This is a genomic window from Streptomyces sp. CB02056 (genome assembly GCF_001905545.1).
Classification (GTDB): Bacteria; Actinomycetota; Actinomycetes; order Streptomycetales; family Streptomycetaceae; genus Kitasatospora.
This window is the reverse complement of the sequence record NZ_LIPD01000014.1, coordinates 190,484-203,123: the sequence shown is the minus strand read 5'-3', so window position 1 is coordinate 203,123 and position 12,640 is coordinate 190,484. Positions and strand designations below refer to the sequence as shown.

10 protein-coding genes are annotated in these 12,640 nt (G+C 72.6%); 5 read left to right on the top strand and 5 right to left on the bottom strand.

The annotated features are described in order from the left end of the window. The first annotated feature begins 552 nt into the window (after nucleotides 1–552). Together AMK13_RS32700 and AMK13_RS32695 are read left to right on the top strand one after the other, a co-directional pair. Nucleotides 553–4,701 carry a polymorphic toxin-type HINT domain-containing protein gene (locus AMK13_RS32700; RefSeq protein ID WP_107418916.1) on the top strand — a complete coding sequence of 1,383 codons (4,149 nt, stop codon included), beginning with the start codon at nucleotides 553–555 and terminating at the stop codon, nucleotides 4,699–4,701. 201 nt (nucleotides 4,702–4,902) lie between these two features. Then, the gene (locus AMK13_RS32695; RefSeq protein ID WP_143204687.1) at nucleotides 4,903–5,256 is read left to right on the top strand and encodes a hypothetical protein; all 354 of its coding nucleotides are present in this window, start codon (nucleotides 4,903–4,905) and stop codon (nucleotides 5,254–5,256) included. 391 nt (nucleotides 5,257–5,647) lie between these two features. Here AMK13_RS32695 and AMK13_RS32690 read toward each other — a convergent pair whose 3' ends face one another. The 3 genes from AMK13_RS32690 to AMK13_RS32680 form a co-directional block, all read right to left on the bottom strand. Continuing rightward, nucleotides 5,648–6,013 (bottom strand): hypothetical protein, encoded by a 366-nt coding sequence (locus AMK13_RS32690; RefSeq protein WP_074005273.1) that lies wholly within the window; start codon nucleotides 6,011–6,013, stop codon nucleotides 5,648–5,650. A gap of 378 nt (nucleotides 6,014–6,391) precedes the next feature. Further along, on the bottom strand, nucleotides 6,392–6,601 hold the full coding sequence (locus tag AMK13_RS32685) for a hypothetical protein (protein ID WP_074005272.1): 210 nt from the start codon (nucleotides 6,599–6,601) through the stop codon (nucleotides 6,392–6,394). An 85-nt stretch (nucleotides 6,602–6,686) separates the two neighbouring features. Beyond that, a complete protein-coding gene (locus tag AMK13_RS32680) occupies nucleotides 6,687–7,265 on the bottom strand; it encodes a CGNR zinc finger domain-containing protein (protein WP_074005271.1) in 579 nt (192 codons plus the stop codon). 88 nt (nucleotides 7,266–7,353) lie between these two features. On the opposite strand from AMK13_RS32680, the gene AMK13_RS32675 reads away from it, so the two are divergent. Further along, entirely contained in the window at nucleotides 7,354–8,973 is a 1,620-nt protein-coding gene (locus AMK13_RS32675) for an FAD-dependent monooxygenase (protein WP_074005270.1), read from the top strand. Here the strand turns inward: AMK13_RS32675 and AMK13_RS32670 are convergent. After that, a complete protein-coding gene (locus tag AMK13_RS32670; protein WP_074005269.1) occupies nucleotides 8,921–9,457 on the bottom strand; it encodes a DUF1707 SHOCT-like domain-containing protein in 537 nt (178 codons plus the stop codon). The genes AMK13_RS32675 and AMK13_RS32670 overlap by 53 nt on opposite strands. A gap of 196 nt (nucleotides 9,458–9,653) precedes the next feature. On the opposite strand from AMK13_RS32670, the gene AMK13_RS32665 reads away from it, so the two are divergent. Further along, a complete protein-coding gene (locus AMK13_RS32665; protein ID WP_074005268.1) occupies nucleotides 9,654–10,892 on the top strand; it encodes a serine hydrolase domain-containing protein in 1,239 nt (412 codons plus the stop codon). Nucleotides 10,893–10,943: 51 nt separating this feature from the next. Here AMK13_RS32665 and AMK13_RS32660 read toward each other — a convergent pair whose 3' ends face one another. Further along, nucleotides 10,944–11,945 carry a S41 family peptidase gene (locus AMK13_RS32660; RefSeq protein WP_079272697.1) on the bottom strand — a complete coding sequence of 334 codons (1,002 nt, stop codon included), beginning with the start codon at nucleotides 11,943–11,945 and terminating at the stop codon, nucleotides 10,944–10,946. Nucleotides 11,946–12,035: 90 nt separating this feature from the next. Between AMK13_RS32660 and AMK13_RS32655 the strand changes: the two genes are divergently transcribed. Then, nucleotides 12,036–12,638 (top strand): ArsR/SmtB family transcription factor, encoded by a 603-nt coding sequence (locus AMK13_RS32655; protein WP_079272696.1) that lies wholly within the window; start codon nucleotides 12,036–12,038, stop codon nucleotides 12,636–12,638. The last annotated feature ends 2 nt before the right edge of the window (nucleotides 12,639–12,640 follow it).

Genomic DNA, 12,640 nt, shown 5'->3' with positions numbered 1-12,640 from the left:
CGGCGCGGCCGAGTTGTCCGCCGGGACGCCGTCGGCGGAGGCCAGTGCGGTGGCGCCGAGCGTGGCGGCCACGACGACGGCACCGCCAACGAGCAAGCGGGACATGCGCTTTGCCATGACTATTCCTCTTCGTTCATCTGGTGTTGCCCTGACGGGCAGATCCGCTGATTGGTACGAACCACCCTTGATGGCAGGCGAACCAAGCTGTCGTGATGGCACGTCATGAGTGACGAGGGTGCGCGGAATCAATCACCCGGCACCTTCGTGATCAAGGACGGAATACGGCCCCATCGAACCAGATGAAACTGACGACACGCCAGGTCTTTCTTCCGGAGACCCCTCCCGAACAGGCACTCTGTCACAGTTTCGAATAGCTTGAGCACTTCCTGGCGATGCGCTCGCTTTGCCGAAATATGGACCCACTGAGGGGGGTTTATTGCACGTGTCTGAACTCTCAACTTCTTGACTTCGTAGGCGTCCTGTCGTGACATCATTTGGCGTAGGCTCCGCTGCGGCCGGGATTCGGCCGATGCCGACAGTGGAGGTTTTCTGGTGCGCCAATCGATATCCCGCTCGCGACGGCAAGGAAGGGGAGGGCCGCCGCTGCTGGGCAGGCTCTCCCTGAGCCTGCTGCCGCTCGCCCTGACGGCCGGTCTGGTGGGATCCGGCATCCAGAGCGCCGCCGCTGCCGAGCCGACCGGTGGGCAGGTCCAACCGACCACCCGCGAGCGCGCGCTGACCGCGTGGCTCAACGGCGGTCCTCGCGTCCACGAGCTCGCCGAGGCGGCGCTCGCGGGCTCCGAGCAGGACGTGAAGCGGTTCGTCGACAACGACCTCGCCGGCGCCCAGCGCCTTGACGACCTGCTCGCGGCCACGCAGATCTCCAGTGTGGGCGGGCCGAAGGTCCGCGAAGCCGCGGACAAGGCCATCGAGGGCACCCCCGACGAGCTGCGAACCTTCCTGCAGAGCGGCTGGCAGGCGGCACTCGACGCCGACCGGCGGCTGATGATCACCCGGATCACCGACCCCGCGATGGGCCCGGGCCGCAACCTGCAGGCCGCCGGCGACGCCGCGCTGCGCAGCAACACCAGCGACGACCTGCAGCGGTTCCTGACCGAGGGACAGTACCCGGCGAAGGATGCCGACGACCGGCTCAAGCTAGTCCAGATCCTCAGCTCCGGCGGCACGAACACCCAGGCCGCGGCACGCGCCGCGCTGAACGGGTCGATCCAGGACGTGCGCGACTTCCTCGCGACCGGCCAGTACATCGCGCAGAGCCGTGACCAGGAGCGCGCGAGCATCGCGCTGCTGGTGCAGCAGGCGAAGGACGCGGGCGCGCAGGCGGCGCAGGAGACCGCCGCGGCGGTCGAGGCCAAGGACAAGGCGGTCCACGAGGCGCAGAAGGCCATGGAGGCCGCCGCGCTGGCCGCGTCCGAGACGCAGAAGGCCGGCAACGACGCGGCCAAGGCCACGGAGGCGGCGAACAAGGCCGCGACGGCGGCCGAGCGCGCGGGTGCGGCGGCGCGGACGGCGATGGCCGCCGCCCGTGCGGCCAACGCGGGTGCGCGGGCCGCCGCCTACGCGGCGTCGAACGCGGCTGCCGCGGCGGCCGGGGCCCAGCGGGCCGCGGCCAACGCCGAGACGGCCGCGGCCGCGGCGGCCGGTGACGCGACGAAGGCGCACGACGCGCGGGTCGCCGCCGACGCCGCCACGGCCGCGGCGAAGCTGGCGGCGGCCGCGAACGACACACTCGTCAAGGCGAACGAGTCCGCCAAGAGCAGCAAGGACGCGGCCGGTGCCGCGCTGAGCGCCAAGGGCAACGCCGATTCCGCGGCGGGCTCCGCCGAGCAGGCCGGTGCCTACGCGGACAGCGCCGGCGGCCAGTCGGCGAAGGCCAAGCAGGCCGCGGCGGCCACCCGCCGTTCGGCCGCCGAGGCCGGCCGTGCCGCCGCGGCCTCCCAGCAGTTGGCCGGAGAGGCCGCGACGCAGGCCGAGGCCGCCGCGACGCTCCTGAAGTCCGCGGGCGAACACGCCGCGGCGGCGGCGCAGGCCGCCCGGGACGCCGCCGACCACGCCGGCCAGAGCGGGAACGCCGCGCAGGAGTCGACCAACCACGCGAACGCCGCCTCGGCCGCCGCCGCGGACGCGCAGCGCGCTGTCGACCAGGCCAACGCGCTCCAGGACCTGACCCGCCGCACCGAGGCCGAGGACCTGACCAACCGCACCGCGGCCGCCGTGGAGAAGGCCCGCCAGGCCAAGGCCGACGAGACGGCGAAGCAGACCCAGGCCGACCAGGCCGCCCAGGAGGTCCGGAAAGCCCGGACCGAGGCCGACCGCCTCGCCCAGGCCGTCAACCAGCCCGGCGCCACCCCGGAACAGGTCGCGACCGACGGCCGCAAGCTCGCCATCCTTTCCCGCAAGATCTCCGGCCCCTGGGGAACGGCCGCGGCCCAGGCCGCCCTTGTCGGCAACGACTCCGCCGTCCTCGGCTACGTCAGGACCGAACGCCGCGCGGCCGAAGCGCGGGACGACCACGATCGCGCCTCCCAGATCTACGAGGACGACGACAACGAAGCGGTCCGCAACGCCGCCTACACCGCACTCCAGGGAGGCGCGGACCAGGTCGGTGCGTTCCTGGACAGTGGGCAGTACGAGGCCGCCGCCCCCGCCAACCGGCTGACGATCACCCGCCTCAGCGACAAGGCCGGTCCCGCCGTCAAGGCCGCCGCCGACACCGCGCTGCGGACCAACACCCCCACTGCCCTGCGCGACTTCCTCGCCAAGGGCCTGGCCGACGCGCAGGCCGCCGACGACCGCCTCACCGCCACCCGGCTCGAGGACGCCCCGGCCACCGAGCCCGAGCTCAAGGCCGCGGCCAGGGTCGCCCTCGAAGGCCCGGTACTCAAGCTTCGCGCGTTCGTGGCCGAGGGCCAGTACACCGCCCAGCAGAAGGACCGGCTCACCGCCGTCCACGTCGCCGACGTCAAGGGCCTGATCGCCGAGGCCACCGCGGCTTCCGCGTCGGCCCAGAAGAACGCGGCCACGGCCCAGGCCGCCGCCGCCTACGCCCGCGGCGTCGCTGACGAGGCCAGGGGCTACGAGGCCACCGCCAAGGCGTCGGCCGACACCGCCGCCCAGCACGTCGCCACGGCCCAGGCCGCCGCCGACGCCGCCCAGGCCGACGCCACCAAGGCCGCCGCGGCCGCGAAGACCGCCAACGCCGCCAAGACCTCAGCCAACCGCGACGCGGCCTCCGCGATGTACTCGGCCAGGCAGGCGGAGCAGTCCGCCGGGCAAGCGCGGTTCGCCGCATCCAACGCCTACACCGCCGCGAACGCCGCCCGGGCCTCCGCGGAGGCGGCCGGCAAGGACGCGACGGCTGCGGACCAGGCCCAGAAAGAGGCCTTCGCCAGCTACCAGACCAAGTACGACGCCGAGGAGAAGGCGCGGCTCGCCAGGCTGGAGGCGGAGCGCAAGGAGGCCGAGAAGCAGGCCAGGGACGCCCGGCAGAAGCAGGAGACGATCTCCGCGCTCGAGGAGGAGATCAAGAAGCAGAAGGAGAACAGCGACAACATCAACGCTGTCTACCGTCTCTTCTCCGAGAGCATCCACCTCACCCTCGACGTCATCGGCGGCGCCGGCGGCGTCATCGCCCCCGGCCTCGCCGACATCGCCGACCTCGTCAACTGCGCCTACTACGCCATCGAGGGCCGGACCCAGGACGCCTACCTCTCCTGCATCTCGGCGATCCCCCTCGTCGGTGACGGAGCCGCCGTCGCCAAGTTCGCCCAGTGGGCCAAGAAGTTCGGCTCCTGGGGCGAGAAGGCCGCCGAGTTCATCAAGAAGCTGGTCGGCCGGCTCCCCAAGACCTGCCCGGTCAACAGCTTCCCGGCCGGCACCCGCGTCCTCATGGGCGACGGTTCCACCCGCCCGATCGAATCCGTCAAGGTCGGCGACGAAGTCCTGGCCGGCGATCCCACGACCGGGCTGACGGCACCCCGTCGTGTCAGCGCGACGATCTACACCCCGGACGACCGTGACTTCACCGACGTCTCCCTGGGCGCCGGACAGTCCCTGACCAGCACCGACCACCACCCCTTCTGGGCCGAGAACCAGAAGCAGTGGGTCGACGCCGCCGACCTCAGGACCGGCGACGAACTGCGCGACCCGGCCGGCCGGCCCCAGCGCATCGAGGACGTCCGACACTGGAACACCCTCCAGGCCGCCTACAACCTCACCGTCGACGACCTCCACACGTACTACGTCCTCGCCGGCGAGACCCCGGTCCTGGTGCACAACACGGAGGTGTGCGGGGTCGCCCTCGGGATCCGGAAGGAAGGCGACCTCCGCAACTTCGCGGACACCAACGGGTACGAGCACTTCCTCGACAAGACGTACGACGATGCTGTGGCAGCCGTCCGGGACGTCGCCCACGAGCAGCCCGGCCGGCGGATCTACGTCGTCCTCGACGGCTTCAGGATGTCCAACGGAAAGCCCGGAACGCCGCAGGAACTCTTCGAGGACTTCTACAAGGAAGGCCGAGCGGGCTTGTCCTCCATCACGACGCAGCAGGAGATGAACATTCTCGGAGAGTCCGTCAGACTGGGAAACCGGAGTTGGGATTCGATCACCTTCCGGTACGGGGGCAAGGACATCAAACTGTCCCTGCCCGACTTCAACGCCCTTCGGGCCGCCGGATGATCCGGCGGCCGACCACGACGTTCCGTAGCGGACGTACCGAAGGGAACTAGTCGGTTCAGCCGTCCAACCGGCTGATCTCGACGGTGAGGTCCCTTCTGCCGCGGCCACCGCCGCCGGTCGAAGGGGCCTCTCGGTCATTGCGGCACGTCCGGAAGAGCCGGACGTGCCGAGTCCTGTGTTGTCCGTCGGATGGGAACGTTCATGCGCCTGATCGAGTGGGATCGCGAGTTCAAGATCTGGGCCTACGGGTTCAGCTATTCCAGGCTCCTCCTCCGGAGCGCACCGAGGTTCGACGCCGACGAGCGCATCGAGGTCCTCTTCACCAATGTCCGGCACATGAGCGTCTCGGCGGACGTGTCGAGCCTGTCGATCGACCGGATCGAGACCCCGGAGGAATCGCGGGAGTTCGGCCTCGCCCTCCCTGCGGCCCCCGACGAACTGTTCGTCCTGAACTCGGGTGCCGGCTATGTGATCGGGACCCACTGCCAATGGCATGTGGACCACGAGTGGCTTGATGCACCGTCGCACTTCTCGCCTTTTCGGGCGGTGAAATAGGGGCGCAGCGATTTCCGTCCGCCCGGCCCCGCCACCACCCGACCGGACGACGGACGCGCGAGCGGGTGGGCCCGGAAGAGCCGCCGGGGTGGAGCCGAGACGGTGTTCGGCGAGAGGTGGGTGTTCCATCTGGTGCCCCGCGACCAGTTACCGGGCAGCGGCGGCCGAAGCGTCCGCCGACCCCGATCGGGGTCGGCGGACGCGGGTCTCAGCGGCAGAGGCCGGCAGCGACGACGCGCTGCTTGACGCCCGGGGCCGGGGTGGTGGTGACCGTTGTCCCGTCCAGGGCGGCACGCGAAGCCGGGGGCGGTCGTCGGTGCGGAAAAGGAGCGGCGGCCACAGCCGTGCTCCTGACGGTGGACCACCTGCCCTCAGCCGGTCACGGTCCGGATCAGCAGCCGATGTAGCGCATGCTGAGGCCGGTGATGTGGGTGCCCGAGGGCGCGTAGAGGGTGATGGCGCGGGACTTGCCCTTGCCGCCGGCCCAGTCGCTGTCGACGTGGCCACCGTTGGAGAGGCTGCCGCGCACGTACGGACAGCGGCCGTCCGCCTTGGTGTCGTGCACCGTGCCGACGACCTTGGAGTTGTAGTTGCACCACTTGCCGTTGGCGTAGCCCTCGCCGGAGCTGATGCTCCAGTTCTGGGTGCACGAGTCGGCGGGCGGCGCGGCGTGGGCGCCGACGGCCGGGAGCAGCACGGCGGCGAGGGTCAGAGCGGCGACGGCGGCTCCGTGGACGGCGAGACGGCGCTTGGACATGGCGGTACCTCCACACGGGGTTCACGGTGGGCATCCGGAGGCCGGGGCGGCGGGGCAGCAGGACATCGGCGGCGGCGCGCGGAGCGCGGCACGACCGGCACCCGCCCTCGGCGTTCCACCGAGCGTGACGTATTCGAACGACCGTCGTCAACGACGGAGCCGGCCACGAGCGGCGGCGGTCCACCCCTGCGGCACCGGGGTGGTACGGGCGCCCCAAGGGGTATGTCCCGCACCATGGGGGTGAGGTCGGACGGTCGTCCACGTGCGCGAACCTCGACCCGAGGTTCGCCAGTTGGGCGCCGGACAGCCACCGGGGCCGACGGTGAGCAGGTCTCCGGGCGGGCCGTTCCGCTGACGCCTCCCAGCCGGGCCGACTGGTCACAGGGGCCCGGTATCGATCCTGACGAGGGTCTGCCGCACGGTGCCGTCCGGCTCGTACACGGTGCGGTACAGGTACGGGACGCCCGAGCCGTCGGACACGGCGATGCCGTCCTCGACGACCGCCCGCTGCTCGGCGATGGCCCGGAGCCGGCCGTCCGAGTCCGGCGGCAGCTCCGGCTGCGGGGGACGGCGGTGTCGCCCGGCCATGGCGGCCCTCACTTTCGCTCTGTGCGGGCCACCCTCCAGGGGCCCTCCGGCGGCAGCGTAGACCCCGGCGGTCACCACCAGTCCTCTAGCTCTTCTGGGCACGGTGGGCGGCGACGCGGACGCGGGTGGCGCAGCGGGGGGTGCAGTAGCGCTGTGGGGTGCGGCGGCCGGTGTCGATGAAGAAGCGTCCGCAGCCCGGGGCGGCGCAGCGGCCCCAGGCGCAGGTGCCGCGTTCGCTGAGCCACAGGCCGAGGGCGAGGGCGGCGGTGGAGAGCAGCCAGTGGGTGAGGCCTGCGTCGGCGGGGGCGCGGGTGTGCAGGGACCAGGGCCGGCCGGGGAGGCGGACCAGGCGGGGGCGGGGCGGGTGGCGGTCGAGCAGGGTGTTGATCAGGTCGGCGGCGTGGTCCGGGTCGTCGGTCTCGAGGACGGCGGTCACCTCGGCGGTGGCCTGGCGCAGTTCGCGGGCGTCGGCGTCGGTGAGCCGGAGGGGCGGGCCGCCGTGGCGGTCCAGGAGGGCCTGGAGTTCGGTGGCGCCCGTGTCGGGGTCTTCGCGGACGGTGTTCGCGAGGTCGGTGAGGAAGTGGAGGCCGCGGGGGTTGCCGTCGTCGCTGTCCTGGAGCCGGGACTGGGGTTGGGGTTGAGGCTGGGACTGGGACTGCGCCATGGGGGTCGCCTCGCGGGGTCTGGGAGGGTGCCGTCCGGACCATGGTAACGTCAAAATGACCCAGTAGGCGTTACTGAGGAGTGGTGGCATGCGATACCCCGGGACCACACCCGTGCTCATCGTCGGCGGCGGCCCGGTCGGCCTGACCCTGTCCGTCCTGCTGTCCGGCCACGGCGTGCCGCACCTGCTGGTCGAGGCGCACCCGGACACCTCGCGCCACCCCAAGGCCCGTGGGGTGTCGGCGCGTTCGATGGAGGTCTTCCGGCGGTGCGGACTGGAGGAGGAGGTCCGGCGGGCCGGCCTCCCGGCCTCGCAGGTGTTCTTCTACCGGGGCCGCAGCCTGGTCGACCCGGACTTCGTCCGCACCGGCGTGGCGGCCGGCGCGACGGAGGACGCCGAGCGCACCCCTACCCCCGGGCTGATCTGCTCGCAGGACGCCCTGGAGGCCGTCCTGCTCCGACGGGCCCGCCAACTCGCCCCGGACGGCGTCCGGTTCGCCACCTGCCTGCTCTCCCTCACCCCGCGGGACGGACACGTCCAGGCCCTGCTGGAGGACCGCACCACCGGCGAGCGCCACACCGTGCGCGCCGACTGGCTGGTCGGCTGCGACGGCGCGTCGAGCACCGTCCGCACGGCGGCCGGCATCGAGATGGCGGGGCCGACCGGCCTCGGCCACTTCCTCAGTATCCGCTTCGAGGCACCACTCGGCGAGGTGGTGGCCGACCGCGCCAGCGCCTCGTACTTCCTCACCGAACCGGGCCGCGGCGGCTTCCTCGCCGTCGACAACGACCGCCGGTGGATCTACCAGTACCCGTACGACCCTGAACTCCCGGGCATCGAAGCCCTGTTGGGCGACCACCGGGCACTCGCCCGGCTGGTCCGGGAGGCCGCCGGACTGCCCGGGCTGGCCGTCACCGTCCAGGACACGATGACCTGGCGGATGGACGCCCGCCTCGCCGGGGCCTACCGCCGCGCCCGGGTGCTGCTCGCGGGCGACGCCGCCCACGTGGTGCCGCCGACCGGCGGGCACGGCATGAACACCGGCATCGGCGACGCGGACAACCTCGCCTGGAAACTCGCGGCGGTCACCGCCGGGACGGCCGGCGAGGCCCTGCTGGACACCTACGAGGCCGAGCGGCGCCCGGTGGCCCGGCAGGTCATCGACATCTCGCTCGCCAACTCCCGTGCCCGCGCCGGGTACCGGATCGACGACGAGCTGCTGCTCACCGCCGCCTACCGCTCGACGGCGGTCCTCGCGGACCCGACAGCCCCGGAACGGCCACCCCTGGATCCGGACCGCGAACACCCCGACGGCACGCCCGGCACCCGCCTCCCCCACCTCCGCCTCCCCGGCCCGCCCGGGACCGCAGCCACATCCACCCTCGACCTGGTCGGGCCGGGCTTCACCCTGTTCACCACGGCCACGGAGGACGCCGGCTGGCAGCACCAGGCGGACACCGCGACAGCGGCGGGACTGCCGGTCACCGTACACACCCTGGCGCCCCCCGCCTGGGCCCGCGCCACCGGCCTTCCCGCCACCACCGGCGGCGCCGTCCTCGTCCGCCCGGACGGCCACATCGCCTGGCGGGCGCGGCAACCAGCCGCCGGACAAGGTGAGTTGCTAACCATCCTGCGGCGCTTGCTGTCCGCAACGCTCAGCGCCGGGCGTGCCGGATCTTCAGACGGCCGAAGCCGGTGGTCCCGGTGATCCGTATCGTCGGGTTGCCCACGGATGAGCGGCGGGGAGGCGTGTAGCGCACGTCCTTCCAGCCTCCCTGGAGGCCGTCGAGGTCGACGACGGCGTCGCGCGGGACGGTGATCTTCGCACTGCCGGTACCGAGCCCCAACTCGATGTCGATCACCGGATGTTCGATGACCGCCTCCGACAGGTCCAAGTGCACCCGCCCGAAGGCCGACGCCACCTGAAAGCTGCGCGGAACCCGCCAGGGGCCGCGGCGCACCAGGCGCCCGCTGACGGCGGCGATGGTCGGGACCGCTCCCTGGTCCGGCTCGGGGAGCGAGGCCAGGGGCGGCGCGAGGTCGGAACGCGTCTTCGCGGTGAGCACCTGGTGGAGACGGTCGTCCATCTCCTCGCGCGAGATGTGCCCTTCGGTGAACGCCTCTTGCAGGCGCTCCACGGCATGGTCGCGTTCAACGTCGTTGATCGGCAGGTTGTCCGGCAGAGCGGTCACCGTCCTACTCTAGTCCCGTTCCGGGGGCGGGCCGTGGCGTGGGACCGACTCAGCCCGCAGGGCGACGCCCGACCGGCCCGACCGGCCCCGGGGAGGACACGGCGCGGCACCTTCGGTGGATGCCCTGGCGGGAACTCCTCCTGCACGCTCGGTACGGGGGCGGCGATGCGCGCCTGCCCCGGGAGGGAAGCAGCCCATGTCCGACGTGACGACACCTCCGCGCGCCCTGAGGCGCGGCCTCCGCTCGGCGGCCGCGCTCCTGGCCGCCGCCACCCTGCTCGGCGCCGGTGCCGCCCCGAGCTTTGCCGCACCCCCCGGCCGCCTGCCGGTCGATGCCCAACCGGCGGGCGAGCAGGGAATGTTGGCGACTGGCGGCGCCGAGGCCACCGCACTGCGCACCACGCTCCAGGGCATCGTCGACACCGGTTCCTCGGCAGCCGTCGGCGAGGTCCGGCAGGACGGGCGGACCGTCTGGCGCGGGCGGGCCGGCGTGGCCGACCTGGCCACCGGCACGCCGGTACCCGAGCACGCCCGGTTCAGGATCGGCAGCGTCACCAAGACCTTCGTCGCCACCGTCCTGCTCCAGCTCTCCGCCGAGCGGCGCATCGGCCTGGACGACCCGATCGACCGTCACCTGCCCGGCGCGGTCGCGAACGGCTCGGCCATCACCGTCCGCCAACTCCTCGACCACACCTCCGGGTTGTACAACTACACCGATGCGCCCGGCCTGGATCCCCAGAACGAGTCCCAGTACCTCGACTGGCTGGCGGGACCGCGCTGGCAGACCTACCAGCCGGCCGACCTGCTCGCACTGGCCAACCGCAACGCTCCGTACTTCCCACCGGGACAGGGCTGGCACTACTCCAACACCAACTACCTGCTCGCCGGCCTGCTCGTCGAGAAGGTCACCGGCCACCCCTGGCAACAGGAGGTCGACCGGAGGATCATCCAGCCGTTGGGACTGCGCGACACCGGCATGCCCGGCCGCTCCGTCCGGCTGCCCGGCCCCCACGCGCACGGCTATGTGAAGCTCTCGACCGGGCCGGTGGACGTCACCGAACTCAACCCGTCCGTCATGGGCGCCGCCGGGCAGGGCATCTCCGGCACCGCCGACCTCAACCGCTTCATCGCCGCCCTGCTGGACGGCCGGCTGCTGCGGCCCGCCGAACTCGCCGAGATGACCAGGACGACGGACGCCGGCCCAGGACGCGGATACGGGCTGGGGCTGGCCCGGTTCGACACTCCCTGCGGCGTGTTCTGGGGTCACAGCGGAGACCTCCCCGGCTACTCGACGATGGTCGCCGGCACCGCCGACGGCCGACGTCAACTGGTGCTCTCCCACAACCCGTACGACCGCTCCGACCCGCGCGCCGCCAAGTCCGCGGTGACGGCCTTCCTCACCACGGCCGCGTGCGGAGCCAACCCCGGGCACTGAACCACTCCCGGGACGCAGAACCGGCGCAGCGCCCGATGCCAGGGCCGGAGGTCAGAGCCGGGCGTCCGGCGGCGTGGGGTGGTCGTCCGCCCGGCCGTGGAGGGCCTGTCGGGCCTCCTCGGCCGACGGGGTGTCGCCGCCGAGCCGGGCGATGTCGGCCAGTGCGGCGTGGTGGGCCGTCTGGTGGGCCCGGGCCGGGTCGGTGGCGGTGTCCGGGATGACGCCGGTGCCCTCCCAGTTGCCGCCGGACACCGGGTTGATCGAGCGGGCGGTCGGGATGGTGGCCTCCAGGTGGGGGTGGAGCGTGAAGCCCCGGCGGGGGTTGGCGCCGCCGCCGGAGGCTTCGCCGACCACCACGGCGCGGCCGCGCTGCTGGAGGTCGTACGCGAGCGCCTCGCCGCCCGAGAAGGTGGCCCCGCTGATCAGCACGTAGAGCGGCTTGCTGCCGCCGAAGCGCGGGCCGGGTGCCGGCGCGGGGCTCCAGAACTGCCGTTCGGCGTCCTCCTCGCGGTCGTAGATCGTGCTGAGGTGGGTCGGGCCGTCGAAGAGGTGGCCGCAGATGTGGGCGACCGTGTACGGGTCGCCGCCGACGCACTCGCGCAGGTCCAGGACCAGGGCCTCGGCCCGCGCGACCAGGCCGAGCGCGGCGTTCAGCGAGTCGCCGGTCATGTCGAGCGGGAAGAGGATCGGCGCGAGCTTCAGCAGGGCGACGCCGCCCTCCAGCCGCTCGATCCGGGGCACGCCGCCGAGCGAGAGGTCGGCGGCCCGCGCCAGTTCGGCGAGGACGGCACCGTCCTCCTGCTCCGTCGGGATCGCGTGCGGGTGGAACTTCAGCCGCAGGTGGCCGTCGCCGTTGACGGACTGGAGGTCCTCGGTGACCAGCCGGCCGAGCGTCTCGGGGTCGCCGGACTGGTGGTAGCGGCCGTTGGACAACGCGTCGTCGAGGCCCCGGGCGATCCGCTCGCCGATCTCGGGGAAGACGTAGAGCCCGGCCGTGAGCCGGCTCACCTCCGTGACGATCCCGGTGATCTCGGCCGACTGGAGCTGCGCCATCTGCTGTCCCCCGCTGGTGATGCTCGGTCAGGTCGCGACGAGTAGAGCACGCGGCTTGCGAAAGCGTCAAGAAAATTGGACGCTTTACGCATGGACGACCAGCAGCGGGAAGACCGGCCCCAGGAGCACGAGCCCCACGACCCCCAGCCGGAGGGCCACCAACCCGAGGACCACCAGCCCGAGGATCACGAGCTGACCATCGAGAGCCCGCAGCAGTACAAGGCGCTCTCCCACCCGCTGCGCCAACGGCTGCTGCTGGCACTCGGCGGGCAGCCCGCCACGGTCGGCCGACTGGCGGCGCTGCTGGACAGCCGCAAGGGCACGGTGGCGCACCACCTCAAGGTGCTGCAGGAGGCCGGCGTCGTCCGCATCGTGGAGACTCGGAAGGTGCGCGGCGGCAGCGAACACCTCTACCAGCGCACCACCCGGCGGATCGCCGTCACGGAGCGTGGCGCCGGACGCGACGCCGGGCCGACCACCGCCCTGCTCAAGGCGGTGGCCGAGGAGTGCGCCGACGCCCCGCAGGAGCCGGTGCTGGTCCTGCGGCACCTGCGGCTGACCGCCGACCAGGCCGCGCGCCTCGGCGCCACCCTCCAGGCCCTGGTCGCCGAGGCCGACGAGGCCCCGCCCGGCGAGCCGGTGCACGGCGTCCTGGTGGCGCTCTACGAACAGGCCGCCGGACGCGACGACTGACC

Excerpts from the sequence above, each read along its gene's own strand:
- AMK13_RS32695 (WP_143204687.1), top strand. The coding sequence starts at position 4,903 with ATGCGCCTGATCGAGTGGGATCGCGAGTTCAAGATCTGGGCCTACGGG.
- AMK13_RS32690 (WP_074005273.1), bottom strand. The coding sequence starts at position 6,013 with ATGTCCAAGCGCCGTCTCGCCGTCCACGGAGCCGCCGTCGCCGCTCTG.
- AMK13_RS32685 (WP_074005272.1), bottom strand. The coding sequence starts at position 6,601 with ATGGCCGGGCGACACCGCCGTCCCCCGCAGCCGGAGCTGCCGCCGGAC.
- AMK13_RS32680 (WP_074005271.1), bottom strand. The coding sequence starts at position 7,265 with ATGGCGCAGTCCCAGTCCCAGCCTCAACCCCAACCCCAGTCCCGGCTC.
- AMK13_RS32675 (WP_074005270.1), top strand. The coding sequence starts at position 7,354 with ATGCGATACCCCGGGACCACACCCGTGCTCATCGTCGGCGGCGGCCCG.
- AMK13_RS32665 (WP_074005268.1), top strand. The coding sequence starts at position 9,654 with ATGTCCGACGTGACGACACCTCCGCGCGCCCTGAGGCGCGGCCTCCGC.
- AMK13_RS32660 (WP_079272697.1), bottom strand. The coding sequence starts at position 11,945 with ATGGCGCAGCTCCAGTCGGCCGAGATCACCGGGATCGTCACGGAGGTG.
- AMK13_RS32655 (WP_079272696.1), top strand. The coding sequence starts at position 12,036 with ATGGACGACCAGCAGCGGGAAGACCGGCCCCAGGAGCACGAGCCCCAC.